Source organism: Thalassospira profundimaris (assembly GCF_003326755.1).
In the GTDB taxonomy this organism is placed as follows: domain Bacteria; phylum Pseudomonadota; class Alphaproteobacteria; order Rhodospirillales; family Thalassospiraceae; genus Thalassospira; species Thalassospira profundimaris_B.
Window position 1 is genome coordinate 145,814 of the sequence record NZ_JPWH01000003.1, and the last position, 25,491, is coordinate 171,304.

Annotated in this window: 25 protein-coding genes and 2 tRNA genes; 26 read left to right on the forward strand and 1 reads right to left on the reverse strand. The window is 52.6% G+C overall.

Annotated elements, in window-relative coordinates; all coding sequences use genetic code 11:
* Positions 1-43: 43 nt before the first annotated feature.
* The 3 genes from TH25_RS05220 to TH25_RS05230 all read left to right on the forward strand — a co-directional run bounded on the left by TH25_RS05220 (position 44) and on the right by TH25_RS05230 (position 1,366).
* The gene (locus TH25_RS05220) at positions 44-316 is read left to right on the forward strand and encodes an HU family DNA-binding protein (RefSeq protein ID WP_008891813.1); all 273 of its coding nucleotides are present in this window, start codon (positions 44-46) and stop codon (positions 314-316) included.
* Between the two features lie 109 nt (positions 317-425).
* Positions 426-502: transfer RNA gene (locus TH25_RS05225), tRNA-Val, on the forward strand.
* A 291-nt stretch (positions 503-793) separates the two neighbouring features.
* Positions 794-1,366: a hypothetical protein gene (locus TH25_RS05230; protein WP_114087377.1), complete on the forward strand. Its 573-nt coding sequence runs from the start codon at positions 794-796 to the stop codon at positions 1,364-1,366.
* Between the two features lie 157 nt (positions 1,367-1,523).
* Here TH25_RS05230 and fliG read toward each other — a convergent pair whose 3' ends face one another.
* Complete coding sequence (gene fliG / locus TH25_RS05235; protein WP_073954590.1) at positions 1,524-2,543, reverse strand: flagellar motor switch protein FliG; 1,020 nt, start codon at positions 2,541-2,543, stop codon at positions 1,524-1,526.
* 299 nt (positions 2,544-2,842) lie between these two features.
* Here fliG and TH25_RS05240 point away from each other — a divergent pair.
* The 23 genes from TH25_RS05240 to TH25_RS05350 all read left to right on the forward strand — a co-directional run bounded on the left by TH25_RS05240 (position 2,843) and on the right by TH25_RS05350 (position 25,459).
* A tRNA-Asp gene (locus TH25_RS05240) sits at positions 2,843-2,919 on the forward strand.
* Positions 2,920-3,195: 276 nt separating this feature from the next.
* The gene (locus TH25_RS05245) at positions 3,196-3,561 is read left to right on the forward strand and encodes an NADH-quinone oxidoreductase subunit A (protein ID WP_073954589.1); all 366 of its coding nucleotides are present in this window, start codon (positions 3,196-3,198) and stop codon (positions 3,559-3,561) included.
* Positions 3,552-4,094: a NuoB/complex I 20 kDa subunit family protein gene (locus tag TH25_RS05250; protein WP_114087378.1), complete on the forward strand. Its 543-nt coding sequence runs from the start codon at positions 3,552-3,554 to the stop codon at positions 4,092-4,094. Before TH25_RS05245 ends, TH25_RS05250 begins: the two co-directional genes overlap by 10 nt.
* A 20-nt stretch (positions 4,095-4,114) precedes the next feature.
* Complete coding sequence (locus TH25_RS05255; RefSeq protein ID WP_114087379.1) at positions 4,115-4,744, forward strand: NADH-quinone oxidoreductase subunit C; 630 nt, start codon at positions 4,115-4,117, stop codon at positions 4,742-4,744.
* The gene (locus TH25_RS05260; RefSeq protein ID WP_114087380.1) at positions 4,744-5,922 is read left to right on the forward strand and encodes an NADH-quinone oxidoreductase subunit D; all 1,179 of its coding nucleotides are present in this window, start codon (positions 4,744-4,746) and stop codon (positions 5,920-5,922) included. Before TH25_RS05255 ends, TH25_RS05260 begins: the two co-directional genes overlap by 1 nt.
* Positions 5,919-6,581: an NADH-quinone oxidoreductase subunit NuoE gene (gene nuoE / locus TH25_RS05265; RefSeq protein ID WP_114087381.1), complete on the forward strand. Its 663-nt coding sequence runs from the start codon at positions 5,919-5,921 to the stop codon at positions 6,579-6,581. Before TH25_RS05260 ends, nuoE begins: the two co-directional genes overlap by 4 nt.
* A gap of 1 nt (position 6,582) precedes the next feature.
* Positions 6,583-7,863, forward strand: a complete 1,281-nt coding sequence (gene nuoF, locus TH25_RS05270; protein WP_114087382.1) for an NADH-quinone oxidoreductase subunit NuoF — start codon at positions 6,583-6,585, stop codon at positions 7,861-7,863.
* A gap of 27 nt (positions 7,864-7,890) precedes the next feature.
* The gene (gene nuoG, locus TH25_RS05275; RefSeq protein ID WP_114087383.1) at positions 7,891-9,951 is read left to right on the forward strand and encodes an NADH-quinone oxidoreductase subunit NuoG; all 2,061 of its coding nucleotides are present in this window, start codon (positions 7,891-7,893) and stop codon (positions 9,949-9,951) included.
* A gap of 90 nt (positions 9,952-10,041) precedes the next feature.
* Positions 10,042-11,055, forward strand: a complete 1,014-nt coding sequence (gene nuoH, locus TH25_RS05280; RefSeq protein WP_114087384.1) for an NADH-quinone oxidoreductase subunit NuoH — start codon at positions 10,042-10,044, stop codon at positions 11,053-11,055.
* A gap of 31 nt (positions 11,056-11,086) precedes the next feature.
* Positions 11,087-11,575 (forward strand): NADH-quinone oxidoreductase subunit NuoI, encoded by a 489-nt coding sequence (gene nuoI / locus TH25_RS05285; RefSeq protein ID WP_114087385.1) that lies wholly within the window; start codon positions 11,087-11,089, stop codon positions 11,573-11,575.
* Between the two features lie 79 nt (positions 11,576-11,654).
* Entirely contained in the window at positions 11,655-12,263 is a 609-nt protein-coding gene (locus TH25_RS05290; RefSeq protein ID WP_114087386.1) for an NADH-quinone oxidoreductase subunit J, read from the forward strand.
* Positions 12,263-12,571: an NADH-quinone oxidoreductase subunit NuoK gene (gene nuoK / locus TH25_RS05295; protein ID WP_022732390.1), complete on the forward strand. Its 309-nt coding sequence runs from the start codon at positions 12,263-12,265 to the stop codon at positions 12,569-12,571. The genes TH25_RS05290 and nuoK overlap by 1 nt, the downstream gene beginning before the upstream one ends.
* Positions 12,572-12,580: 9 nt before the next feature.
* The gene (nuoL, locus tag TH25_RS05300; RefSeq protein WP_114087387.1) at positions 12,581-14,581 is read left to right on the forward strand and encodes an NADH-quinone oxidoreductase subunit L; all 2,001 of its coding nucleotides are present in this window, start codon (positions 12,581-12,583) and stop codon (positions 14,579-14,581) included.
* A gap of 6 nt (positions 14,582-14,587) precedes the next feature.
* A complete protein-coding gene (locus TH25_RS05305; RefSeq protein ID WP_114087388.1) occupies positions 14,588-16,105 on the forward strand; it encodes an NADH-quinone oxidoreductase subunit M in 1,518 nt (505 codons plus the stop codon).
* An 11-nt stretch (positions 16,106-16,116) separates the two neighbouring features.
* Positions 16,117-17,556: an NADH-quinone oxidoreductase subunit NuoN gene (gene nuoN / locus TH25_RS05310; RefSeq protein WP_404969411.1), complete on the forward strand. Its 1,440-nt coding sequence runs from the start codon at positions 16,117-16,119 to the stop codon at positions 17,554-17,556.
* A gap of 1 nt (position 17,557) precedes the next feature.
* A complete protein-coding gene (locus tag TH25_RS05315; protein ID WP_114087390.1) occupies positions 17,558-18,316 on the forward strand; it encodes a biotin--[acetyl-CoA-carboxylase] ligase in 759 nt (252 codons plus the stop codon).
* A gap of 215 nt (positions 18,317-18,531) precedes the next feature.
* Complete coding sequence (locus TH25_RS05320; protein ID WP_181847426.1) at positions 18,532-20,205, forward strand: ribonuclease J; 1,674 nt, start codon at positions 18,532-18,534, stop codon at positions 20,203-20,205.
* 70 nt (positions 20,206-20,275) lie between these two features.
* A complete protein-coding gene (gene mce, locus TH25_RS05325; RefSeq protein ID WP_114087391.1) occupies positions 20,276-20,680 on the forward strand; it encodes a methylmalonyl-CoA epimerase in 405 nt (134 codons plus the stop codon).
* A gap of 82 nt (positions 20,681-20,762) precedes the next feature.
* The gene (locus tag TH25_RS05330) at positions 20,763-21,014 is read left to right on the forward strand and encodes a DUF1467 family protein (protein WP_073954574.1); all 252 of its coding nucleotides are present in this window, start codon (positions 20,763-20,765) and stop codon (positions 21,012-21,014) included.
* 429 nt (positions 21,015-21,443) lie between these two features.
* Positions 21,444-21,887 carry a hypothetical protein gene (locus tag TH25_RS05335; RefSeq protein WP_147252988.1) on the forward strand — a complete coding sequence of 148 codons (444 nt, stop codon included), beginning with the start codon at positions 21,444-21,446 and terminating at the stop codon, positions 21,885-21,887.
* Between the two features lie 181 nt (positions 21,888-22,068).
* Positions 22,069-23,388, forward strand: coding sequence for a proline--tRNA ligase (proS, locus tag TH25_RS05340; protein WP_114087393.1), 1,320 nt, complete (start codon positions 22,069-22,071; stop codon positions 23,386-23,388).
* A gap of 93 nt (positions 23,389-23,481) precedes the next feature.
* A complete protein-coding gene (locus tag TH25_RS05345; RefSeq protein WP_114087394.1) occupies positions 23,482-24,732 on the forward strand; it encodes a lipoprotein-releasing ABC transporter permease subunit in 1,251 nt (416 codons plus the stop codon).
* Positions 24,725-25,459: an ABC transporter ATP-binding protein gene (locus TH25_RS05350; protein ID WP_114087395.1), complete on the forward strand. Its 735-nt coding sequence runs from the start codon at positions 24,725-24,727 to the stop codon at positions 25,457-25,459. Before TH25_RS05345 ends, TH25_RS05350 begins: the two co-directional genes overlap by 8 nt.
* The last annotated feature ends 32 nt before the right edge of the window (positions 25,460-25,491 follow it).

Consider the following 25,491-nt stretch of genomic DNA (forward strand, 5'->3'; position numbering starts at 1 on the left):
AAATTTCCTTATAACTCCGAACGTCCAATAAGGGGGCCAGGAAGTGAATAAAAACGATCTCGTTGGAAGTGTCGCCGCGAAAGCTGATCTGTCTAAAGCAGACGCTGCCAAAGCCGTTGATGCTGTATTCGATTCCATTACCGATTCTTTGAAATCCGGCGACGAAGTTCGTCTGGTTGGTTTCGGTACATTTGCCGTTGCTGCGCGTGCAGCTTCCAAAGGTCGCAATCCGCGTACCGGCGAAGAAATCGATATTCCGGCTTCTAAGCAGCCGAAATTCAAGGCTGGTAAAGGCCTTAAGGATGCCGTCAACTAAGGTTGACCATCTTTTTTAAAAAAAATGCCGGTGACAGCGTCACCGGCATTGCATTTTAAAAAAAGCATGCTATGTTCCGCTCGCTTCCGCAAAACGGGGCACACAAAAAGGGTGATTAGCTCAGCTGGTTAGAGCATCTCGTTTACACCGAGAGGGTCGGGAGTTCGAATCTCTCATCACCCACCATGAAAAAGGCGTCCTTACCGGGCGCCTTTTTCTTTTGTGCGAACAACAGGTTATCGCGTGCTCCTCCGTATACTGTCTGCGGAGGTTTTTTCCAATCCGTGTCACAACGCTTTGATGTTTCGGCTGGCGATTGCGGGGCGGGTCTGCAATCATCATAGCCTCTGTATCCACGTTTTGAGGCCGGATCCGGTAATGTTTCGATCTGTTCCAAGAGCAATTTTTTCTGCGATGTGTCGTTTTCGCGGGGGGGCATATTTAAAGCGCCCGTACGCGCGATTAAAGGCTACTGGCGTGCTTCTGGTTTTAACTGTGGCGCTGTCAGGCTGTTACCTTCCAGAAAGCTTCACGGCGGACTTAACGCTGGCGCGAAACGGGGATTATCACTTTATCTATAAAGGGCAGTTGCGGCAGGCAGCTCTGGCCAAAGATCTTCTCGATGGTACGGTGACGCCAGAAGAAGAGAAAAAACGTGCCGTGCAGATTTTGAACGATCTGGAACGCGACCCGGCCTTTGGCCCATCCAGTTATGCCGGGCGTGGGGTTTTTAATGTCAGTTATGATCGCAAAGGCAATATTCTGACCGAGAAAACATTTAACTTTGTGCGACGAAACTCGCGAATCCTGCAAATGCTGTATCACGAGGGCAGTCGAACTGTTGAAATCCGTGGTGCGTCCGTGCCGGTGCAATATATGGATACACTCCAGGCGATGGGATATGTGCCCAACGGGAAAATTACGGTTAAGACCACCGTCCATGTTCGACGCGACAATGCAACCGAACGTAATACGGTTGATGATAAAACGACTCTCGTCTGGAAAATTCAGAAACTGGGTGAACCTGCGTTAATATTGATTCTGGGTTAGAGTCGCAGTTTGCAACCAACGATTCTCGACCGATTAGCCGTCTGTCAAATCTTTGTGAATATGGGGCAGGGTGCCCGATGCTGGGGGATGGCATTGAAAAACCCTGCCGGATGGCTCTGGCAGGGTTTTTCGGATAATCGGCGAAAGTATCAACGGGTCAATAGACCATTTCGTCTTCGCCGCCACCTTCGGAAATAACGATTTGGCCCTGGGCTGCCAGTTCTTTGGCAAGCTGAACGATCATCATCTGGCATTCTTCGACGTCGGCAAGGCGAACAGGGCCAAGGGCATCCATATCTTCGCGCATCATCTTGCCAGCACGTTCCGACATGTTTTTGAAGAAAAGTTCGCGCATCGCATCGGTCGAACCTTTGAGAGCAAGGGCGAGTTTGTCCTTTTCAACCTGGCGCAGCAGCGACTGAACACCGTTATTGTCAAGACGGGCAAGATCCTCGAAGGTGAACATCAAGGCCTTGATCTTTTCGGCAGAGTCGCGGTTGCGTTCTTCAAGGGCTGTCAGGAAACGGTCCTGGCTCTGCCGGTCAAGGCTGTTGAAAATATCGGCCATCAGTTCGTGGTTATCCCCGCGCGACCCGCGCGCAAGGTTTGACATGAACTCGGTGCGTAGTGTTTTTTCGATATTATCCAGGACCTCTTTTTGAACCGCCTCCATGCGCAACATACGCATGATGACTTCCATCGAGAAGTTTTCAGGCAGAAGCGACAGAACTGCCGCAGAGTGCGTTGATTTCAGCTTTGAAAGCACAACGCCAACTGTCTGGGGATATTCATTTTTCAAATAGTTTGCCAGAACAGCTTCGTTCACGTTGTTAAGCTTGTCCCACATGGTACGACCGGCCGGACCACGGATTTCTTCCATGATATTGTTCACGCGGTCTTCGGGCAGTACCTTGGTCAACAGGCGTTCGGTGGTATCGAACGAACCAACAAGCGAACCGGTTGACGAAAGCTGATCGGCAAATTCGACAAAAAGGCGCTCGACGATGTTGGAACTGATGGTTCCAAGACTGGACATCGTCTGCGAGATTTCCTTGATTTCTTCATCATCCATCAATGCAAACATCTTGGAGGCATGCTCTTCCCCAAGTGCCAGCATCAGGATGGCCGCTTTTTCCTGTCCAGAAAGCGACCGGTATTCTTCTTTAACGCGCCCCACGTAAAGCCCACTCCGTCAGCAATTCCAGATCCGTTGCATGATAACGCATTCTCGTGAAGGATGCGTTACGAACAGTCAATAAATCTATAAGGCTTAAGTCCCTACATGAAAAGACCTGTCGCACCATGCCGGGCCAGACAATTTCAAATCAGGGCCAAAACGGCTTGAAAATTGCAGCATGATTTCCGTTTGGGGTGATCTGATTGAGCTCAAATCACGACCCGGTTGAAAACGATGCTATCAGCTTGACTTAGCAAGGGGGCTGGTCTAACAAGAGCACGCCGATGGATGGCTGTTTTGGGGGCGTAGCTCAGTTGGTTAGAGCGCCGGCCTGTCACGCCGGAGGCCGCGGGTTCAAGTCCCGTCGCTCCCGCCATTACAGCCATCGACTGCATTCTTTCTTGGGCGCTGCGTCTTTCCTGCCCGTGCTCCTTTTGCTGCTTTGCAACAATGTGGAACGCGTTCGCGACGTTCGGCCGACCTGAAATTGACCGCAGAAGGCAAAAAAATTAGATAAGTTCCAGGCTCGGTGGGGTGGAAACACGTCTCCGGGGCTGGTACTTGTGTGGTGCATACGTTAAGGTGCGCCCTTATGGGCTAGGTGGGGACCTGGTCGGGTTCTGGTTAGACCTGTTCTTGAGAGGTCAGAGAGATGCAAGAGCTTCTTTCGGAATATCTTCCGATCCTGATTTTCATCGGGATTGCCGTCGGTCTTTCGGCGGTTATCATCATCGCTTCGCTGGTTCTGGCCAAGCAGGCCCCGGATGCTGAAAAGCTGTCTGCATATGAATGCGGTTTTTCGCCATTCGAAGATGCACGCATCAAATTTGATGTTCGCTTCTACCTGGTCGCAATCTTGTTCATCATCTTCGATCTGGAAGTTGCCTTCCTGTTTCCCTGGGCAGTGACCCTTGGTGACATCGGAACGTTCGGTTTCCTGTCGATGGTAATTTTCCTGGCAGTGCTGACAATCGGCTTTGTCTATGAATGGAAGAAGGGAGCTCTGGAATGGGAGTGAGCACCAATACAGGCGCCCCTTTGGCCCCTGGTAAAGACCAGGACCAGTTGCTTAAGGGCGTGTTTGACGAGATGAATGACAAGGGCTTTGTTCTTGCCAGCCTTGACAAACTTGCCACCTGGGCAAATACGGGCTCGATGTGGCCGATGACCTTTGGTCTGGCCTGCTGTGCGGTTGAAATGATGCACGCCGCAGCCGCCCGTTACGACATGGACCGCTATGGCGTTGTTTTCCGTCCCAGCCCGCGTCAGTCGGACGTGATGATTGTTGCCGGGACGCTGACCAACAAGATGGCGCCGGCCCTTCGCAAGGTTTACGACCAGATGGCCGAGCCGCGCTGGGTTATCTCAATGGGCTCGTGTGCCAATGGCGGCGGGTATTATCACTATTCCTATTCGGTGGTGCGCGGTTGTGACCGTGTTGTTCCGGTCGATATTTATGTCCCCGGTTGCCCGCCGACAGCCGAGGCGCTGATTTACGGTATTCTGCAATTGCAGAAAAAAATCCGCCGTACCGGTGTCCTGTCACGCTGATCCGAGAGTAGGGGGCTAGCATGAGCGAATTGCTCAGCGATAATAGCGCAGCACTGCAAGATCTTCGCGATCTTGTTACGGCACATTTTGGTGCCGATGTTATTGAAACGGTTTATCGCTATGGCGAATTGACCGTTGTTGTCAAACGCGAGTCCATTGTCAGCGTTCTGACGTTCCTGCGTGACGATGCAGGATGCCTTTTCAAACAGTTGATCGACATTTGTGGCGTGGATTACCCGGAGCGCGCTGAACGTTTCGAGGTTGTGTATCACCTGCTGTCGCTCAAACATAACCTGCGTATTCGCGTCAAGGTAACAACGGACGAGGAAACACCGGTTCCCACGGCTGTTGGCGTCTATAGTGCCGCAGACTGGTTTGAGCGTGAAACCTGGGACATGTATGGTGTGTTCTTTGCCGATCACCCCGATCCCCGCCGTATTCTGACTGACTATGGTTTTGAAGGCCATCCGTTGCGCAAAGACTTTCCGCTGACGGGATATGTCGAAGTTCGTTATGACGACGAACTCAAGCGCGTGGTTTATGAGCCGGTTAAACTGGTTCAGGATTTCCGTAATTTTGATTTCGAGAGCCCCTGGGAAGGAATGCAGAATATTCTTCCGGGTGACGAAAAGGCGGAGGGCAACGCCTGATGTCCGAACAGAAAATTAAAAATATGACCCTGAACTTCGGCCCGCAGCATCCTGCGGCGCACGGGGTTTTGCGGCTTGTTCTTGAAATGGACGGCGAAGTTGTCGAACGTGCCGATCCGCATATTGGTCTTTTGCATCGCGGGACCGAGAAGCTGATCGAGTATAAAACTTACGTTCAGGCAACCCCGTATTTTGATCGTCTCGACTATGTCGCGCCGATGAATCAGGAGCATGCCTTCTGTCTGGCAATTGAAAAGCTGATGGGGGTCGAAGTCCCCAAACGTGCACAGTACATTCGTGTTCTGTACGCGGAAATTGGGCGTATTCTCAACCACATCCTCAACCTGACGACCTTTGCGCTGGACGTTGGCGCGATGACGCCACTGCTCTGGGGCTTTGAGGAACGCGAAAAGCTCATGGAATTTTATGAGCGCGCCTGTGGTGCCCGTCTTCACGCCAACTATTTCCGCCCCGGCGGGGTTGCTGCCGATTTGCCGGCAGGGTTGCTTGAAGATATTTCGGCCTGGATTGACCAGTTCCCGAACTTCCTGAAGGACTTTGACCGTGTTCTGACCGGCAACCGTATTTTCAAACAGCGTGCTGTGGGAATCGGAACCGTATCGGCAGAAGAGGCTTTCGACTGGGGCTTTACGGGGCCGAATATTCGGGCGTCGGGGATCGCGTGGGATTTGCGCAAGGCGCAGCCTTACGACTCGTACGAAGATTTTGACTTTGATGTTCCCGTTGGCAAATATGGCGATGTGTATGACCGCTATCTGGTTCGTTTTGAAGAAATGAACCAGTCGCTGCGTATCATGCGCCAGGTCATCGATAAAATGCCCGACGGCCCGGTCATTGTGCAGAATAACAAGGTGGCTCCGCCGGCGCGTGCCGATATGAAGCGGTCGATGGAAGCCCTTATTCATCACTTCAAGCTGTTTACCGAAGGTTTCCACGTCCCGGCAGGCGAATGTTATGCCGCTGTGGAAGCCCCCAAGGGTGAGTTTGGTGTTTTCCTGGTGTCGGATGGCTCGAACCGTCCGTATCGCTGCAAGATTCGCGCACCGGGATTTGCTCACCTGCAAGGCATGGATTTCATGTCGAAGGGTCATATGTTGGCAGACGTTGTTGCCAATATCGGTTCGCTTGACATTGTTTTCGGTGAGATTGACCGATGAGCCATTTAAGAAGACCAGCTCCGCGCGAGCTTCAGCCGACCAGTTTTGCTTTTACGCCTGAAAATCTGGAGAAAGCGAAAAAGATTATCGCGAAATATCCGGAAGGCCGCCAGCAAAGTGCAACCATGCCGCTTCTGGATCTGGCGCAGCGCCAGACCGAGGGCAATTGGGTGCCGACCGTCGCCATGGACTATATTGCCGACATGCTCGAAATGCCGGCCATTCGGGTGTATGAAGTTGCGACCTTCTATACCATGTATAATCTGGCACCTGTGGGGCAGAACTTTATTCAGGTTTGCACCACAACCCCGTGCTGGCTGCGTGGTTCGTCGGATATTGTCAAAACCTGCAAGGAAGAACTGGGCATCGGTATTGGTGAAACCACCGAAGATGGCAAGTTCACCCTGATCGAGGTTGAATGCCTTGGAGCGTGTGTCAACGCCCCCATGATGCAGATTAACGACGATTATTACGAAGATCTGACCAGCGACAGCACGAAGAATATTATCGACATGCTCAAGCGTGGTGAAACACCGAAAGCCGGACCGCAGAGCGGTCGGCGCGGGTGCGAGCCAATTGATGGTCCCAAGGTTCTGAAAGCATTCTGTGGCTGTGCTGCCGCCGATCAGCCTGCTGAACCCAAAGACGGGGAGGCCTGATATGCTGCAAGACAAGGATCGTATTTTTACCAACCTTTACGGTTTTCAGGATTTTGGTCTGAAAGCCGCACAGGCGCGTGGTAACTGGGACGGTACCAAGGGACTGATCGAAAAAGGTCAGGACTGGATCATTGAGGAAATGAAGGCATCTGGGATGCGTGGCCGTGGTGGCGCTGGTTTCCCAACCGGCCTGAAATGGTCCTTTATGCCCAAGGAATCGGATGGCCGCCCGCATTATCTCGTGGTGAATGCTGACGAAGGTGAGCCGGGTACCTGCAAGGACCGCGAGATCATGCGTAATGATCCGCATACCCTGATTGAAGGGTGCCTGCTGGCCAGTTTTGCGATGCGTGCGCATGCGGCCTATATTTACATTCGTGGTGAATTCTATCACGAGGCATCGAACCTTCAGCGTGCAATTGACGAAGCTTATGACGCAGGCCTGATTGGCAAAAATGCCTGCGGGTCTGGCTGGGATTTTGATCTTTATCTGCATCTTGGGGCTGGCGCCTATATTTGTGGTGAAGAAACCGCGCTGATTGAAAGCCTTGAAGGCAAAAAAGGCCAGCCGCGCCTGAAACCGCCATTCCCGGCCAATGCCGGTTTGTATGGCTGCCCGACGACCGTGAACAACGTTGAATCGATTGCGGCTGTTCCGGAAATTCTGCGTCGCGGAGGGGCATGGTTTTCAAGCTTTGGCCGGGAAAAAAACCACGGGACCAAGCTGTTTGCCATTTCCGGCCATGTCGAGAAACCCTGCACCGTCGAAGAAGCCATGAGCATTCCGCTGCGTGAGCTGATCGAGCGTCATTGTGGTGGCGTCCGGGGTGGCTGGGATAATCTGCTTGCCGTTATTCCGGGGGGTTCGTCGGTACCGGTGCTGACCAAGGAAGTGTGTGATGATGTCCTGATGGACTTTGATGCGCTTCGCGAGGTCGGATCGGGCCTTGGGACTGCGGCGGTTATCGTGATGGACAAGTCGACCGACATTGTTTACGCGATTGCCCGCCTTTCCGAGTTCTACAAACATGAAAGCTGTGGTCAGTGCACCCCTTGCCGTGAGGGTACGGGCTGGATGATGCGCATGATGCAGCGCATGGTGCGCGGCGAGGCCACACTTGATGAAATCGACCTTTTGTGGGACGTGACCAAACAGGTCGAAGGCCACACCATTTGTGCGCTTGGTGACGCTGCCGCATGGCCGATCCAGGGTTTGATCCGTAATTTCCGTCCCGAAATGGAACGCCGGATCAAGGAATATCGCGCACGGATCGCGGCCTGAGAGAGGCCTGTTGAGAGGGATTGAGACATGCCGAAACTGACAGTTGACGGTATCGAAGTCGAAGTAGAAGCCGGAGCGACAGTTCTTCAGGCCTGTGAGGAAGCGGGTAAGGAAATTCCCCGTTTCTGTTATCACGAGCGTCTGTCGATTGCCGGTAACTGCCGCATGTGCCTGGTGGAGATGGAGCGTGCGCCGAAGCCGGTTGCCTCCTGCGCCATGCCGGCTGCTGATGGAATGGTCATCAAAACGGATTCCGACCTTGTGAAAAAGGCACGCAATGGCGTGATGGAATTCCTGCTGATCAACCATCCGCTGGATTGCCCGATTTGTGACCAGGGCGGTGAATGTGACCTTCAGGACCAGGCAATGGCCTATGGTTTTGACGCGTCGCGTTATGCCGAGAAAAAGCGTGCGGTGAAGGACAAGGAACTGGGCCCGATCGTGAAAACGATCATGACCCGTTGCATCCATTGCACCCGTTGCGTTCGTTTCTCGGAGGAAGTGGCCGGTGTTGGCACGATGGGCGCGGTTTATCGCGGTGAAGACACCGAGGTCGGACCCTATATTGAAGCCAGCATTAATTCCGAAATGTCGGGCAATTTGGTGGATTTGTGCCCGGTGGGCGCACTGACATCCAAGCCCTATGCCTTTACCGCGCGTCCGTGGGAATTGAAGAAAACCGATAGCGTCGATGTGATGGATGCTGTTGGCTCGAATATCCGTGTTGATGCCCGCGGGTCTGAGGTTCTGCGCGTTTTGCCGCGTCTGAACGAAGACATCAATGAAGAATGGATTTCGGACAAAACCCGTTATGCCATTGATGGCCTGAAACGTCAGCGTCTTGATCGTCCGTATGTTCGGGTAAATGGCAAGCTTGCCCCGGCAAGCTGGGACGAAGCCTTTGCCGCGATCAAGGAAAAGGTTTCGGGGCTTGATGGCAAGAAGATTGCCGCGATTGCCGGTGATACCGTTGATTGTGAATCCATGACTGCGCTGAAGGACCTGATGGGCAAGCTTGGATCGGCTAATATTGATTGCCGTCAGGACGGTGCAAAAATCGGTGGACCGCGTTCTTCGTATATTTTCAACACCACCATCGCTGGTATCGAAGAAGCGGATGCCTGCCTGGTTGTTGGGGCAAATGTTCGTGCAGAAGCGCCAATCATTAATTCCCGGTTGCGTAAACGCTGGCGCATGACCGCTGGTGATTTCCGCTTGGGCGTCATCGGTGAAAACTGGGATCCGACCTTCAAGCATGACTATCTTGGTGCCGGTCCGGAAACGCTTTCTGATATTCTGGAAGGCAAAAACGACTTTGCCAAGGTTTTGGAATCCGCTGCCAAACCGATGATCATTGTTGGTATGGGCGCGCTTAACCGCGAAGATGGTGAAGCTGTTCTCGCAACCGCGCGTGAGATTGCCGACAAATATGGTCTGGTTTCGGGCGAGTGGAACGGCTTTAACGTTCTGCATACTGCAGCAGCCCGCGTTGGCGGCCTCGACCTTGGTTTTGTGCCGGGCGAGGGTGGTTTGGCAACCAATGACATTCTTGATGGTGCGGCAAAGGGCGATGTTGAAGTTGTTTATCTGCTCGGTGCAGATGAGCTCGACATGGCCAAGCTGAAAAATGCCTTTGTGATTTATCAGGGCTGCCTTGGTGATGCCGGTGCACAGGTTGCAGATGTGATTCTGCCCGGTGCGGCCTACACCGAAAAGAACGGCACCTATGTTAACACGGAAGGCCGCGTTCAGTATGGCTGGCGCGCTGTATTCCCGGTTGGGGATGCCCGTGAAGACTGGAAGATCATCCGCGCGCTTTCGGCTGGCCTTGGCCTGACCCTGCCTTATGACAACATTGATTCGGTTCGTGCCCGCATGGTTGAAATCAACGATGTGTTTGGCTCCATTAATGTAACGCGTAAAGCGGCATGGGCCGAATTTGGCAAAGCTGGTGTGATGAAGTCGGAAGGTTTTGCTTCGCCGGTTCGCAATTTTTACATGACTGACCCGATCAGCCGGGCATCAGTGACAATGGCAAAATGTACAGAAGCCTTTGTCAAGGATGCGGCTGCCGGAAAGGTTGCCTGAGTTCGGGAAACAGGCGGCGGGGAACCGTCGCCTTCTCTCGCTAGGGGATGTCCTGCTTTGGGACTAAACGCAAAAGATACGGTTTGACCGATGGAACTTCTTTGGGACGGATATATTCAGCCAGGAATTTGGATCGTCGCTAAAATCCTGGCGATCGTGCTTCCCTTGCTGATTGCTGTTGCCTATCTCACCTATGCCGAGCGCAAGGTGATTGGCGCCATGCAAATGCGCAAAGGCCCGAACGTCGTTGGGCCTTTCGGCCTGTTGCAGCCGCTGGCAGACGGCCTGAAGCTGTTTTTGAAGGAAACGGTCATTCCGACCAGCGCCAACAAGGTGGTCTTTCTGATCGCGCCGATGTTGACCTTCATTCTCGCGCTTGTGGCCTGGGCCGTTATCCCGTTTGGCGAAGGACTGGTAATTTCCAACCTTAATGTTGGTATTCTTTATCTGTTCGCCATTTCGTCGCTGGGTGTTTACGGCATTGTGATGGCTGGCTGGTCGTCCAACTCCAAATACGCTTTTCTTGGTGCGTTGCGTTCCGCAGCACAGATGGTGTCTTACGAAATTTCGATCGGCCTGATCATTATTTCGGTTTTGCTGACCACCGGGTCGCTGAACCTTTCAGACATTGTTCTTGCGCAGTCGGGCGGTATCTGGAACTGGAACTTTATTTACCATCTGCCGATGTTCGTGATCTTCATCGTCTCGATCCTCGCAGAAACGAACCGCGCGCCATTTGACCTTCCCGAAGCGGAAGCCGAGCTTGTGTCGGGGTATAACGTCGATTATTCGGCAATGACCTTCGCGCTGTTCTTCCTTGGTGAATATGCCAACATGATTTTGATGAGCGGCCTTTGCGCGACCCTGTTCCTGGGTGGCTGGCAGGCACCGTTGCCGTTCCTGGATTTCATTCCCGGTCCGCTGTGGTTCATCTTCAAGATCTGCATGGTTCTGTTCATTTTCCTCTGGGTACGTGCCACTTTCCCGCGTTACCGCTATGACCAGCTGATGCGTTTGGGCTGGAAGGTTTTCCTTCCGCTGTCATTCGCCTGGGTCATGCTGGTTGCCACGTTCCTGGTTGTTTTTGACAAAGTCCCGGCCTGATCGCCGCGCATCGGAAAGAGAGAGGTAAACGATGTCATTTATAGATCGGACGGCCCGGAGTTTCCTGCTGGTGGAACTGCTTTCCGGTTTGGCGCTGACCTTCAAATACATGTTCAAGCCGAAGGTCACGCTGAATTATCCGTATGAAAAAGGTCCGCTCAGCCCGCGTTTCCGTGGCGAACATGCCTTGCGCCGTTACCCGAACGGGGAAGAGCGTTGCATCGCCTGCAAGTTGTGCGAAGCCATCTGCCCGGCGCAGGCGATTACCATCGAGGTGGAACCGCGTCTTGACGGCTCGCGCCGGACAACGCGTTACGATATTGATATGACGAAGTGCATTTATTGCGGTTTCTGCGAGGAAGCCTGCCCGGTGGATGCCATCGTCGAAGGTCCGAACTTCGAGTTCGCAACCGAAAACCGCGAGGAGCTTCTTTATGATAAAGACAAGCTTCTTGAAAATGGCGAGCGTTGGGAAGCCGAGCTTGCTGCACGATTGGAGGCAGACGCACCTTATCGGTAAGTGTCGCGTCTGATCGTTTGGATAAAGTTCATGGATCGCCTTCCGCCAGTGCGGGGGCGTTTCGCCAAGGGGGTACCTTATGGTCGTACAGGCTTTGGCTTTCTATCTGTTTGCCATTATCGCAGTTATTTCTGCCGCAATGGTGGTAACTGTGCGCAACCCGGTTCATTCGGTGTTGTTTCTTATTTTGACGTTTTTCAACGCCGCAGGGCTTTTTGTCCTGCTTGGTGCTGAATTTCTCGCCATGCTTCTGGTCGTCGTTTATGTCGGCGCGATCGCGGTTTTGTTTATGTTTGTCGTCATGATGCTCGACATCAATTTTGTCGAGATGCGTGAAGGCTTTCTGAGCTATCTGCCGATCGGTGTTCTGGTTGCGGCGGTATTGTTTGTCGAGCTGGCCTTTGTTGGTGGCGGTTGGGTTATGACCGATGCCAAGATGGCGGCAATTGCCCAGCCGGTTCCGGCTGATATGAACAATATCAATGCACTGGGCATGCTTCTTTATACCGACTATGCCTATATCTTCCAGGCAGCCGGTCTGGTGTTGCTGACCGCCATGATTGGTGCAATCGTCCTGACCCTGCGCCATCGTAAAGGTGTACGTCGCCAGAATATTTCCCAGCAGGTCCAGCGCCAGCGCGCCGAGACCCTTGAAATCAAAAAAGTACCGGTCGGTAGGGGGATCTGATGGAAATCGGACTTGCTCATTACCTGACTGTCGCCGCCATCCTGTTTACCCTCGGGATTTTCGGTATCTTCATGAACCGGAAAAACGTCATCATCATCATGATGTCGATCGAACTGATGCTGCTGGCAGTCAACATCAATTTTGTCGCCTTTTCGTCCTTTCTGGGCGATCTGGTTGGCCAGGTTTTCACCATTTTCGTGCTGACTGTCGCGGCTGCTGAGGCGGCGATCGGCCTTGCGATCCTGGTGGTTTATTTCCGTAATCGCGGCACCATCGCGGTTGAAGACATCAACATGATGAAGGGGTAAGGCACAGATATGTATGCTCTGATTGTTTTTCTGCCCCTTATTGCCGCGATTATTGCCGGTCTGATTACCCTGTTTGGGGCGATGAAGACCGCCAATGCACCGGCAGCACATCATCACGATGATCATCATCACGGGGTTTCTGCCAGCGACCGTCTTTCACAGCTTGTTACGGTTGCCGGGGTGGTGGTGGCCGCCGCGATCTCCGTTGCGGCCTTTATCGACGTCGCTCTTAACGGCAACCCGATCACGATTGATCTGTTTACCTGGATCAGCTCGGGCGATTTCACCGCTGACTGGTCGCTGCGTTTTGATACGCTGACCTGCGTGATGCTGATTGTGGTGACGGGCGTTTCGTCGATGGTGCATATCTATTCCATCGGCTATATGTCGCATGATCCCGATAAGCCCCGTTTCATGGCTTATCTGTCGCTGTTTACCTTTGCGATGTTGATGCTTGTTACGGCCGACAACCTGATCCAGCTTTTCTTTGGCTGGGAAGGGGTGGGGCTCGCATCCTATCTTCTGATCGGTTTCTGGTATTCCAAACCGTCGGCATCTTCTGCCGCGATGAAGGCCTTTATTGTCAACCGCGTGGGTGACTTTGGCTTCGCGCTGGGTATCTTTGCGGTTTATGTGCTGTTTGGTACCGTCCAGTTCGATACCATTTTCGCCAATGCCGAAGAAATCTCTGGCTCGACCCTGGTTTTCCTCGGGCATGATTTTTCAGCGTTGAATATCGCAACATTCCTTTTGTTCATCGGTGCGATGGGGAAATCGGCCCAGTTGGGGCTGCATACCTGGCTGCCCGATGCGATGGAAGGCCCGACGCCGGTTTCCGCGCTTATTCACGCGGCAACGATGGTGACGGCGGGTGTGTTCATGGTCGCGCGCCTGTCGCCGATCTTTGAATATGCCGAAACTACGCTGGCGATTGTCACGGTTGTTGGTGCGACCACGGCTTTCTTCGCCGCGACCATCGGTTGTGTGCAGAACGACATCAAGCGCGTTATTGCCTATTCAACCTGTTCGCAGCTTGGTTACATGTTCTTTGCCTGTGGTGTTTCTGCCTATAGTGCGGGCGTGTTCCATCTGATGACACACGGTTTTTTCAAGGCATTGCTGTTCCTGAGTGCCGGTTCCGTGATCCATGCCATGTCCGATGAACAGGATATGCGCAAGATGGGCGGTATCTGGAAAATGGTTCCGCTGACCTTTGGTGTCATGATCATTGGTACGCTTGCCATTACCGGTGTTCCGGGCTTTGCGGGTTACTATTCCAAAGACATGATCATTGAAAGCGCATTTGCAGCACATACCAGTGTTGGCCTTTATGCCTTCTGGATGGGTGTGATCGCAGCCTTTATGACGTCGTTCTATAGCTGGCGTCTGATTTTCATGACCTTCTTTGGCGCACCGCGCGCAGATGAACGCACGATGGCGCATGTTCATGAAAGCCCGGCTGTCATGACGGTTCCGTTGCTGATCCTGGCCGTTGGTGCCGTGTTTGCCGGCTGGTTTGCCGTGAACTGGTTTGGTGGCAATTACGAAGAAATGCTGTCCTTCTGGAATGGCGCGATCTTTGTGGCTGAAAACCACCAGGCGCTTGAACATTCGCACCATGTTCCGGGCTGGGTCAAAATGGCACCGTTTGTTGCCATGATGCTTGGTTTGGCACTGGCCGTGCTGATGTATCGTCTGGTTCCGTCGCTGCCGCGCACACTGGCAAATACCTTCAATGGTATTTACCGCTTCCTGCTCAATAAATGGTATTTCGACGAGCTGTATGACGCGATTTTCGTGAAGCCGGCATTTGCGCTGGGTCGCGGGTTCTGGAAAGCCGGTGATGGCGCGCTGATTGACGGTGTTGGTCCGGATGGTGTGGCTGCGGCTTGCCGTAACATTGCGCGGCGGATCAGCACCCTTCAGAGCGGCTTTGTTTATCACTATGCGTTTGCCATGCTGATCGGCATTGCAGCCTTGGTGTCTTACACAATCTGGAAGATGGGTTAACGGGCGATGAGTGATTGGCCAATTCTTTCGATCATCACTTTTTTACCGCTATTGGGAGCGTTTTTTATCCTCCTTATTCCCGGTGAAGAAGCGAATGTCGCCCGCAATTCGCGCTGGGTCGCGCTGTGGACGTCTGGTTTTACCTTCCTGGCATCACTGATGCTATGGATCAACTTTGACACAACAACTGCCGACTTCCAGTTCGTCGAAAAGACGGAATGGATGCCGGGCCTGAATGTGTCTTACCACATGGGTGTGGATGGCATTTCGATGCTGTTCGTCATTCTTGCGACCTTCCTGACCCCGATCTGCATTCTTTCCGCCTGGGAAGCTGTTCAGAAACGGGTCAAGGAATACATGATCGCCTTCTTGGTGCTTGAAACCATGATGGTTGGCATGTTCAGCTCGCTTGATGCCATGCTGTTTTACATCTTCTTTGAAGGTGTGCTGATCCCGATGTTCATCATCATCGGTGTCTGGGGCGGGCCGCGCCGCGTATATGCAGCTTTCAAGCTGTTCCTCTATACGCTTCTGGGCTCGGTTTTGATGCTGGTCGCGCTGATGGCAATGTATTTCGATGCCGGCACCAGCGATATTCCGACCCTGATGACGCATACCTTCAGCTATCAGGCCCAGCTTTGGATGTGGCTTGCCTTCTTTGCGTCCTTTGCGGTGAAGGTGCCGATGTGGCCCGTCCACACCTGGCTGCCCGATGCCCACGTGGAAGCACCGACGGCTGGTTCGGTTATTCTGGCTGGCGTTTTGCTGAAAATGGGTGGCTATGGTTTCCTGCGGTTTTCACTGCCGATGCTGCCATTGGCATCCGAAACCTTTGCGCCGCTGATCTTTACGCTGTCGATCATTGCGATCATTTATACCTCGCTGGTGGCCTTGGCCCAGGAAGACATGAAAAAGCTGATTGCTTATTCATCTGTCGCTCATATGGGGATCGTGACGGTCGGTGCGTTCACCTTTAACCAGCATGGCCTGGAAGGTTCGATCTTCCAGATGCTGAGCCACGGTGTGGTTTCCGGTGCGTTGTTCCTGTGTGTTGGTGTGGTTTATGACCGTATGCACACCCGTGAGATTGATGCTTATGGTGGACTTGTCCATCGTATGCCGGGTTACGCGGTGACGTTCATGTTCTTTACGATGGCATCTGTCGGCCTGCCGGGCACGGGTGGTTTCGTGGGCGAAATCATGACGTTGCTGGGGGCTTTTGAAGCCAATACCTGGGTCGCGTTCTTTGCATCGACCGGTCTGATCCTGGGCGCGGCCTATGCACTGTATCTCTATCGCCGGATCGTTTTCGGGGCCCTGACCAAGGAAAACCTTAAAAACATCCTCGATATGAGCCCGCGTGAATGGGCATTGTTCCTTCCGCTTGTTGTGGTGGTTCTGTGGATGGGTGTCTATCCGAGTTCCTTCCTCGACATCATGCACGCATCGGTTCTGCATTTGGTCAACCAAGTTGAAACGGCACAGGCCGCTGCGGCAAATGCCGCGCAGCTTGCGGCGAATTAAGGGGAATGAACATGGGAGATTCTATGCTCAACCTCGGGGCGGCATTGCCCGAAATCTTTATGGCGGTAGCTTCGCTTGCGTTGCTGATGCTCGGTGTTTTTACGGGTAAGGACCGTTCGTTCCGGACGGTCTCCTGGGCGGCTGTCGGTGCCATGATCGTTGCTCTGGTCCTTGTGATCACGGGCGAGGGTGGTGCTGCATTTTCCGGGCAGTTCCTGGCGGACCCATTCGCACGTTTCTGCAAGGTTCTGATCCTGATCGGTTCGGCTGTGGGCGTCGTGATGACCATGAAGTTCGCCGAACGTGAACGCATGGCACGTTTCGAGTTCCCGATCCTCCTTATGCTGGCAACGCTTGGCATGATGGCGATGGTTTCGGCATCCGATATGCTTTCGCTTTATGTTGGTCTCGAACTTCAGAGCCTTGCATTATATGTCGTCGCTGCCATCCGTCGTGATACCGTTCGTGCAACGGAATCGGGCCTGAAATATTTCGTTCTGGGCTCGATCGCCTCGGGCATGCTGCTGTATGGCATGTCGATGGTTTACGGCTTTACCGGTTCCACCAGCTTTGCCGTGATTGGCGATGCGGTCAGCAATGGCGAGTTGTCGGTTGGTACCCTGGTGGGTCTGGCATTCATTTTTGCCGGTCTGTGCTTTAAGGTCTCGGCAGCACCGTTCCATATGTGGACACCAGACGTTTACGAAGGTGCGCCGACCCCGGTAACGGCATTTTTTGCCGTTGCGCCGAAAATTGCCGGTCTGGCGCTTTTCGTTCGTGTTGCTCTGGGGCCGTTTGCCGGTGTAGTTGGTGACTGGCAGCAGATCATTGTTCTGATTTCGATCCTGTCGATGGCCTGGGGTTCGTTTGCTGCCCTGCGCCAGAACAATATCAAACGTCTGATGGCCTATTCCTCGATTGGTCACGTTGGTTTTGCCCTGGTCGGCCTTGCTGCCGGTACCGAAGCCGGTGTTCAGGCTATTCTGGTATATCTTGGCATTTACCTCGTTATGAATCTTGGCACCTTTGCCGTGATTCTGTCGATGCGTCGCCATGACCGGATGGTCGAAGAAATTGCCGATCTGTCGGGCCTGTCACGGACCAAACCGTTGATGGCTGCTGTTATGGCGCTGCTGATGTTCTCGATGGCTGGTATTCCGCCACTCGCCGGGTTCTTTGGTAAGTTCTATGTTTTCAAGGCAGCGGTTGATTCCGGTCTGGTGACGCTGGCTGTTATCGGTCTCGTGACCTCGGTTGTCAGTGCCTATTATTATCTGCGCGTTATCAAGGTCATGTATTTTGACGAACCGGTAGAAGGCTTTGATCGCAATGGTACCGAACTGAATGTCATCATGGCGCTTGCCACGATCATTATTCTGGTTTTCGCGTTCTTCCCGAACCCGTTGACCGATACTGCCGCTGCCGCTGCATCGGCGCTGTTTGGAAATTGATATGGCAAAACCTGTCGTGCGTCTTCCCGATGGATATGTTCTGCATTTCCACGAAGTGATCGACAGTACAAATGACGAGGCGAAACGCCTTGGTGATAAGGGCGCCCCTGGTGGCGCCCTTGTTTTGGCTGCACGGCAGAATGCAGGGCGCGGACGTCGCGGGCGTGAATGGCAATCGCCGGTCGGGAATCTTTTTTCGTCTTTATTGCTGCGGCCTGATTGCCCGCTTCAGGAATCAGCACGTTTTACATTTATTGCCGCACTGGCAATGGCAGAAGCGATTGATATTGTCACGGAAGGGCGGGGGAGACCCGCCTGTAAATGGCCCAACGACTTGATGGTGGATGGACGCAAATTGTGCGGCATTTTGCTTGAAAGTGCGTCAAATTACGGTCGCGATACGGATTATCTGGTTATTGGTACCGGCGTGAATGTTGCATTTCATCCCGATGATGCTGAACGCCCGTCTACCTCGCTAGCCGAGTTGGGCGCACCCGTCAGGATCGAAGATCTGGTTGCCGCTTATATCTCACGGTTTGATGTGTTTTATTCCATTTGGTTACAAACGGGTTTTAAAGCTGTGCGGGATGCCTGGCTTGAGCGTGCCTATGGCTTTGGCCAGCCTCTTGTCGCGCGATTGAGCGAGAAAACATTAAGCGGAACTTTTGTCGGGCTTGATGAAGGTGGTTCGCTGATTTTAAAAGATGATACGGGTGCTGATCATATTATCGGTGCCGGAGAAGTATTTTTCAAAAGCTGAGAATTCAGGTCATTGGGTGTTATTTAAAGTATTTGTCTGCTGTTGGATTTCTATTTGTCCCCGCATTGTGACAGATCGCGATGTGATTTGAAGTTTGGTCACGGCGAGGGGGCAAATAATCCAGCCTGACGATTAACGTAAAAGCTTTACCTGATAGGTCGTATGTGTTTTTTCGTTGGTCACGATTAATGGCTTGATCGCAAATGAGAGGTTTCGTGGATTTGTTTTTGCCAAAGGACGAGTTGCTGTTTGTCCCGCTGGGTGGTTCCGGCGAGATCGGGATGAACCTTAATCTTTATGGCTATAATGACCGCTGGCTGATGATCGATATGGGGGTTTCCTTTGGTGAGGAAGGGCTTCCAGGTGTCGATGTTGTCATGCCTGATCCTTCTTTTATCGAGGACCGCAAGGACAAGCTTCTGGGGCTGGTGCTAACCCACGCTCACGAGGATCATTTGGGGGCGATTCCCTATTTGTGGCCGCGACTGAAATGCCCGATTTATGCAACTCCCTTTGCGGCGGAATTTTTGCGCGCCAAATTGACCGAGACCGATTTTGCCGATCAGGTTCCGATTCATGAAATCGAATTGGGGGCACGCTTTAAACTTGGTGATTTTGATATTGAAATGATCACCATGACCCATTCAATCCTGGAACCAAATGCCCTGGCCATCAGAACGCCAAAGGGGCTGGTTGTGCATACCGGGGACTGGAAGTTCGATCATGATCCGCAAATCGGCACCGAACCGGATGTCGCCAAACTCGAAGCCTTGGGTGACGAGGGCGTAAATGCGCTGATTTGTGATTCAACAAATGTTTTTTCACATGGGGAAACCGGATCGGAAGGCGAGGTTGCGCGCAATCTGATTGATTTGTTCGCCAAGATTCCCACGGGCCGGATTGCCGTTGCCTGCTTCGCCACCAATGTTGCGCGTATTCAGTCCATTATTGAAGCGGCACATGAAACGGGTCGCTGTGTCGCCCTGGCTGGGCGGTCGATGCGCCGTGTTACCGAAGCGGCCAAGAAGGTGGGATATCTTACGGGATATCCCAATCTGTTGTCTGATGAAGATGCGATGGAAGTGCCCAAGGATCAGGTGTTGCTGATTTGTACGGGCTCGCAGGGCGAACCGCGGGCGGCGATGGCCCGCATCGCACGGGGTGACCATCCGACCATTGAGCTTGATGCCGGTGATACGGTGGTATTTTCCGCCCGGGAAATTCCGGGCAATGAAAAATCGATCGGTTTTATTCAAAACACGCTGATCAAACGTGGCATCAATGTCATTACGGCGCGTGACGAGCCAATTCACGTGTCCGGCCATCCCGGGCGGGCGGATCTGGCGCGTATGTATCAGCTTACACGGCCGAAAATTCTGGTGCCCGTGCACGGAGAACCACGCCATTTGCGCGAGCAGGCAAGCCTTGGGCGGGAATGCCAGGTGCCGGAAACGGTTATTCCCCATGATGGTACGGTTATTCGTCTGTCGCCGGGTGCTGCCAGTGTGATTGAAGAAGTTGATACCGGTATTTTGTGCCTGGATGGCGGTCGTCTGATCAAGCGGGATTCCAATACCATTCGCAACCGTAACCGGATTATGTGGAATGGCGTCATGTTTGTGACGGTTGTTCTTAACCAGTTTGGTGAAATGGTTGGCGATCCGATGATCACGGCCCCCAGTTTGTTTGACGAAGAAAATGACGATATTCAGCTTGATCGTTTTGCCGCCGAAATTGGCAATCGGATCGATCAGTTGGATGATGACGAGGTTCTGGATGATTCCGCCGTTATTTTGGCCATTCGTCAGGCGGTCCGTCGTCCCATTCGTCAGAAACAGGGTAAGCGCCCGTTGATTGAAGTGCATTTGATGCGGGTGACAGAGGAATAGAGCAGGGATATTCCGCGATATTGTCTGTGGTAAAATTCCCTTCGGGAAATGCGTGAAACAGGAGCATGCCATGATCGGTCGCTTAAACCATGTTGCGATTGCCGTTCCGGATCTGGATGAAGGAATTCGACTGTATCGTGATGTTTTGGGGGCGAGGGTTTCCGAACCGCAGGATGAACCCGATCATGGTGTGCGGGTGGTGTTTGTCGAATTGCCAAACACCAAGATAGAGCTTCTTTACCCGCTTGGTGAAAATTCTCCGATCCGCTCTTTTTTGGAAAAGAACAGTTCAGGGGGGATTCACCATGTCTGCTACGAGGTCGAAGACATTCTTGCCGCGCGTGATCGTCTGACAGGCGAGGGGGCACGTATTTTGGGCGATGGTGAACCTAAAATTGGTGCGCATGGTAAACCCGTACTATTTTTGCATCCGAAGGATTTTACAGGTACGCTGGTCGAGCTTGAGCAGGTTTGAGAAGAAAACCCTTTTGGGGTGGTCTGCGGTATTTTCGGGTTAAGGCCGCCCCCGAACGTATTGGGTTAAGGCAGGAACTGTCATGACGTTGTTTTCGGGTTTTGTAACCTATCTGATCATTTGGTGGCTGGTATTGTTTACCGTGCTTCCGGTGGGCGTAAAGCAGCAGGAAGTGGTTGAAAAAGGCCATGATAGCGGCGCGCCGCAAAATCCGCATATGTGGAAGAAAATCCTGGCAACATCCCTTATTTCAGGAATTTTGTGGGCAATTGCCTATTTCGTGATTACCAGCGGGTTGATTGATATTCGTCCTGCGGCTGACGCGTTCAAATAAGTCTGGCCTGTCATTTGCTGCTATGCAGCATTTTTTGGTGCATACAAACGTAAAAAAAAAGCAAGATCCTAGGATCTTGCTTTAGAGCTATTTTATAGCTGTTTTCCCGTTATCTTTATTGCTTCCTCCTAGACCTGGGCTCATTGGCACAGGTATTTATAATGATGTCGCGCCTGCTTTTTTTTGTGCTTCTTGGCAACAAAGCCTCCCGCATTTTATGAGCGGCAGCGGTCATCATTCCATCACGATCTTGCGTCGTTTCAGGACGCTTAAAAAGCCATATAATTCACGATTATGCAAGATGTTTTGACGAAACTTCACAAATCGATGTAACGTTGTGTAACAAAATTACGTTAACTCAAATGGTTAGAAGGTGTTTTTACCATGCTGCTATTTGCTCCGTGCGTCACGGAAAATTGGCGATTTAAAGTGCTTGTAGCGATTTTTGTCGTAATTACAGTGCTTTCCAAGCCAAGCTTTGCTGCGGATTCCGCAACAAAAGAATCGGATGCTGCAAAGACGGCAACGGTGACGATCTCCCGTTCGGCCTGTGACGCGATTGTGGCCTATCAGCCAGATGCCGGTGTTGATTATCAGCCCGGTGTTGATGTGAATGGCAAACCGGTTACTCCGGCCGAAGGGCCCAATGCGACATCACCGCAAATCAAGGTGCCCGATGTCATCACGTTTCCGGTTACGCTGGATTTCTTTGAATTTGCAGGTATTTCCCAACCGACAGGCATTAGTGGAAAAGGCACGTTAGGCGAGATCACCTATAAAAACGGGCAGGTTTATTTTAATGATCAACTTATCGGGAATGCTGCGCAAAATGCTGACCTGATTGCTGCCTGCAAGAGGGCGGGGTATAAATAGTACTGTTCGTTAAAAGGCGTGCCGTGCCCCTTGCGTATCCCGTGATGTGAGTGGCGGTGTTCGGCGCGGATTTCGTCAGATAACAAGTTCCGGCTTGCCTTTCCGCCTGTGCTGTCGCATGTTCCCGGACTAGATTTTTGGTCGTTGTGACCTTTTCAGACTGCTGTATTACGAGGCATCAATGCGTCTTTCCCAGTTCTTTCTGCCCACCCTTAAAGAAACCCCGTCAGAAGCCCAGATCGTTTCTCATCGGTTGATGCTGCGCGCCGGGATGGTGCGGCAATTGTCGGCCGGCATTTATTCCTGGTTGCCGCTGGGCTATCGCGTTCTGAAAAAGATCGAACAGATCGTGCGTGAAGAACAGGATGCCATCGGCTGCAACGAACTTCTGATGCCGACCATTCAGCCTGCAGAGCTTTGGCAGGAAAGCGGCCGTTATGAAGATTACGGCCTGGAAATGCTGCGTATTACCGACCGGCATGATCGCAACATCCTGTTTGGGCCGACCAATGAAGAAGTCATTACCGACATTTTCCGCAAGGAAGTGAAATCCTACAAGCAGGTTCCGCAACTGCTGTATCATATCCAGTGGAAATTCCGTGATGAAATTCGCCCGCGTTTTGGTGTGATGCGTGGCCGTGAATTCCTGATGAAGGATGCCTATTCCTTCGATATCGATTATGAAAGTTCGCGCCATTCCTATAATAAAATGTTCCTGGCCTATTGCCGGACATTTTCGCGTCTGGGTGTGAAGGCTATTCCGATGGTGGCCGATACCGGCCCGATTGGCGGCGATCTCAGCCACGAATTCATTATTCTGGCGGAAACCGGCGAGAGCGAAGTTTTCTGCGATAAAACATGGCTGGACAAGGATCTGACAGGGAAGGGCGTTGATCTCAACGATCGCACCAATCTGGAAGGCTGGGTTCAGACCACGCTGGCAGATTACGCGGCAACCGATGAAAAACACGAAGCAGAAAACTGCCCGGTTTCCGGTGACGACCTGATCGCGACGCGTGGTATTGAAGTGGGCCATATCTTCCACTTCGGCACCAAATATTCCGAACCGATGGGGGCAACCGTTTTGGGCCCGGATGGCAAGGATGTGCCTGTGATGATGGGGTCCTACGGCATTGGTGTGTCGCGTTTGGTTGGCGCGTTGATCGAGGCGTCGCATGACGAAAACGGTATTGTGTGGCCAGAAGAAGTCGCCCCGTTCCGGGTTGGTTTGATCAATTTGCGCACCGGTGACGATGCCTGTGATGCGGCGTGCGAAGATATTTATGGCAAACTGAAAAATGCCAAAATTGACGTGCTGTATGATGATCGTGACATGCGCGCTGGTGGCAAATTTGCTGACATGGACCTGATTGGTCTGCCCTGGCAGATTGTGGTCGGGCCCAAAGGTTTGGCAAATGGGGTTGTGGAACTGAAGAACCGCAAAACAGGCGAACGTTCGGAAGTAACCCTTGAAGCCGCGTTAAACCAGATTGGCGCATGACAAAAGCTTGGCAGGGCGGTTTTGGCCGCCCTGTTGAATTTGATCTGACCACGGGTTTCATCTGAAGCCCCTCTCCACAAGGATTTGGTGCCTATGTTCAGTCCGTTCGAGCGTATGGTGGCGTTTCGCTATCTGCGCCCCCGTCGGCAGGAAGGCTTTGTTTCGGTCATCGCGATTTTTTCCCTGTTGGGTATCATGCTTGGCGTTGCGACGCTGATCATCGTGATGTCGGTCATGAACGGTTTTCGTGCCGAATTGCTCTCGCGTATTCTTGGACTGAACGGGCATATATCGGTATATGCGCAAGGGCCGGATGGCCTTCCCGATTATGCCGAAATTGAAAAGAAAATCCGGGAAACCGGTAATGTCATGCTGGTTGATCCGATTGTTGAAGGCCAGGTGATGGCCTCAAAAGAGGGCCGTGCCACCGGTGCCATTGTGCGCGGCATGACGCCCGAGGATATTGCCAAGCGCAAGACGCTGGCCGATAACATCGTTTTTGGCAGCCTGAAGGATTTTAAAGGCGACGATTCCATTATCATGGGTGCGCGCCTTGCCATGAAACTTGGCATCGGCGTTGGTGATACGGTTAATCTGATTTCGCCCAAGGGCAAGGTGACAGCCTTTGGCTCTGTCCCGCGCATGCGCTCCTATCATGTTGTCGCACTGTTTGACATTGGCATGTATGAATATGATTCCGGTTTTATTTTTATGCCCTTGGCTGCCGCCCAAACCTATTTTCAGATGCCAGACAAAATCTCGAATTTCGAGGTGGTATTAAAGGATCCGTCGCGCCTGTCTGGTACGATGAATGACCTTTTGCAAAATTTGCAGGGTGAAAGACTGCGCCTTGTGAATTGGCAACAATCGAATGCCAACTTCTTTAATGCCTTGCAGGTTGAACGGAACGTTATGTTCCTGATCCTGACGCTGATTATTCTGGTGGCGGCCTTTAACATCATTTCCGGCATGGTGATGCTGGTTAAGGATAAAGGCCGGGATATCGCGATTTTGCGCACAATGGGCGCGACCCGGGGATCTATCCTGCGGATTTTCTTTTTGGCCGGGGCGTCTATCGGTGTGCTGGGAACCCTGAGTGGACTGGTCCTGGGGGTTGTCTTTTGTGAAAATATCGAAAGCATCCGTCAGTTTATCCAGAGCCTGACCGGTGCGGACCTGTTTAACGCCGAAATATACTTCCTGTCGCAATTGCCTGCTGATCTGGATGTCAATGAAGTGGTCATGGTGTGCGTGATGTCGCTGACTTTGTCCTTCCTGGCGACGATTTACCCTGCCTGGCGGGCGTCACGCCTCGACCCGGTGGAGGCGCTGCGTTATGAGTGATCTTCAGAAAAAATCAGCCGCCCAGCGTCAGGTGAAACCGATGCTGAAACTTGAAAAAGTGGTCCGTTCCTTTGCGCAAGGGGCGGAACGTCTTGATGTTCTGAAATCGGTTGATCTGACCATCAATGAAGGTGAAATCGTTGCGCTGGTCGGGCCGTCGGGGGCTGGTAAATCAACTCTGTTGCAGATTGCCGGTCTATTGGAACGGCCCGATAGCGGGTCTGTGTCGATTGGTGGCAAGCGCAGCACGGATTTGTCGGATCTGGCCCGCACACAAATGCGTCGGGACCATATTGGTTTTGTCTATCAGTACCATCATTTGTTGCCGGAATTTTCCGCGATAGAGAATGTGGTTATTCCGCAAATGATTGCGGGCCTTAATCGTAAAGATGCTGAAACGCGCGCGATGGAATTGCTGCAATGCCTGGGTATTGAAGCCCGCGCACAGCATCGTCCCGCAAGACTTTCGGGCGGGGAGCAACAGCGTGTTGCCATTGCCCGTGCGCTTGCCAATGTGCCTGATGTTTTGTTTGCCGATGAGCCAACCGGCAATCTGGATCCGCAAACGGCGGAAAACGTTTTTACGATGCTTGTATCGCTGGTGCGTCAAACCGGGCTGGCCTCGCTGATTGCTACGCATAACCCTGAACTGGCCCGACAGATGGACCGGATCATTACCCTGCGCGATGGTCATCTTGTCGAGCTGGATCCGGAAACGCTTTCATAATCTGTTTGCGGTTTTTATAATTATCTGGCTGG

Coding starts and splice junctions, on each gene's coding strand:
- TH25_RS05245 (WP_073954589.1), top strand. CDS start 3,196: ATGCAAGAGCTTCTTTCGGAATATCTTCCGATCCTGATTTTCATCGGG.
- TH25_RS05250 (WP_114087378.1), top strand. CDS start 3,552: ATGGGAGTGAGCACCAATACAGGCGCCCCTTTGGCCCCTGGTAAAGAC.
- TH25_RS05255 (WP_114087379.1), top strand. CDS start 4,115: ATGAGCGAATTGCTCAGCGATAATAGCGCAGCACTGCAAGATCTTCGC.
- TH25_RS05260 (WP_114087380.1), top strand. CDS start 4,744: ATGTCCGAACAGAAAATTAAAAATATGACCCTGAACTTCGGCCCGCAG.
- nuoE (WP_114087381.1), top strand. CDS start 5,919: ATGAGCCATTTAAGAAGACCAGCTCCGCGCGAGCTTCAGCCGACCAGT.
- nuoF (WP_114087382.1), top strand. CDS start 6,583: ATGCTGCAAGACAAGGATCGTATTTTTACCAACCTTTACGGTTTTCAG.
- nuoG (WP_114087383.1), top strand. CDS start 7,891: ATGCCGAAACTGACAGTTGACGGTATCGAAGTCGAAGTAGAAGCCGGA.
- nuoH (WP_114087384.1), top strand. CDS start 10,042: ATGGAACTTCTTTGGGACGGATATATTCAGCCAGGAATTTGGATCGTC.
- nuoI (WP_114087385.1), top strand. CDS start 11,087: ATGTCATTTATAGATCGGACGGCCCGGAGTTTCCTGCTGGTGGAACTG.
- TH25_RS05290 (WP_114087386.1), top strand. CDS start 11,655: ATGGTCGTACAGGCTTTGGCTTTCTATCTGTTTGCCATTATCGCAGTT.
- nuoK (WP_022732390.1), top strand. CDS start 12,263: ATGGAAATCGGACTTGCTCATTACCTGACTGTCGCCGCCATCCTGTTT.
- nuoL (WP_114087387.1), top strand. CDS start 12,581: ATGTATGCTCTGATTGTTTTTCTGCCCCTTATTGCCGCGATTATTGCC.
- TH25_RS05305 (WP_114087388.1), top strand. CDS start 14,588: ATGAGTGATTGGCCAATTCTTTCGATCATCACTTTTTTACCGCTATTG.
- nuoN (WP_404969411.1), top strand. CDS start 16,117: ATGGGAGATTCTATGCTCAACCTCGGGGCGGCATTGCCCGAAATCTTT.
- TH25_RS05315 (WP_114087390.1), top strand. CDS start 17,558: ATGGCAAAACCTGTCGTGCGTCTTCCCGATGGATATGTTCTGCATTTC.
- mce (WP_114087391.1), top strand. CDS start 20,276: ATGATCGGTCGCTTAAACCATGTTGCGATTGCCGTTCCGGATCTGGAT.
- TH25_RS05330 (WP_073954574.1), top strand. CDS start 20,763: ATGACGTTGTTTTCGGGTTTTGTAACCTATCTGATCATTTGGTGGCTG.
- proS (WP_114087393.1), top strand. CDS start 22,069: ATGCGTCTTTCCCAGTTCTTTCTGCCCACCCTTAAAGAAACCCCGTCA.
- TH25_RS05345 (WP_114087394.1), top strand. CDS start 23,482: ATGTTCAGTCCGTTCGAGCGTATGGTGGCGTTTCGCTATCTGCGCCCC.
- TH25_RS05350 (WP_114087395.1), top strand. CDS start 24,725: ATGAGTGATCTTCAGAAAAAATCAGCCGCCCAGCGTCAGGTGAAACCG.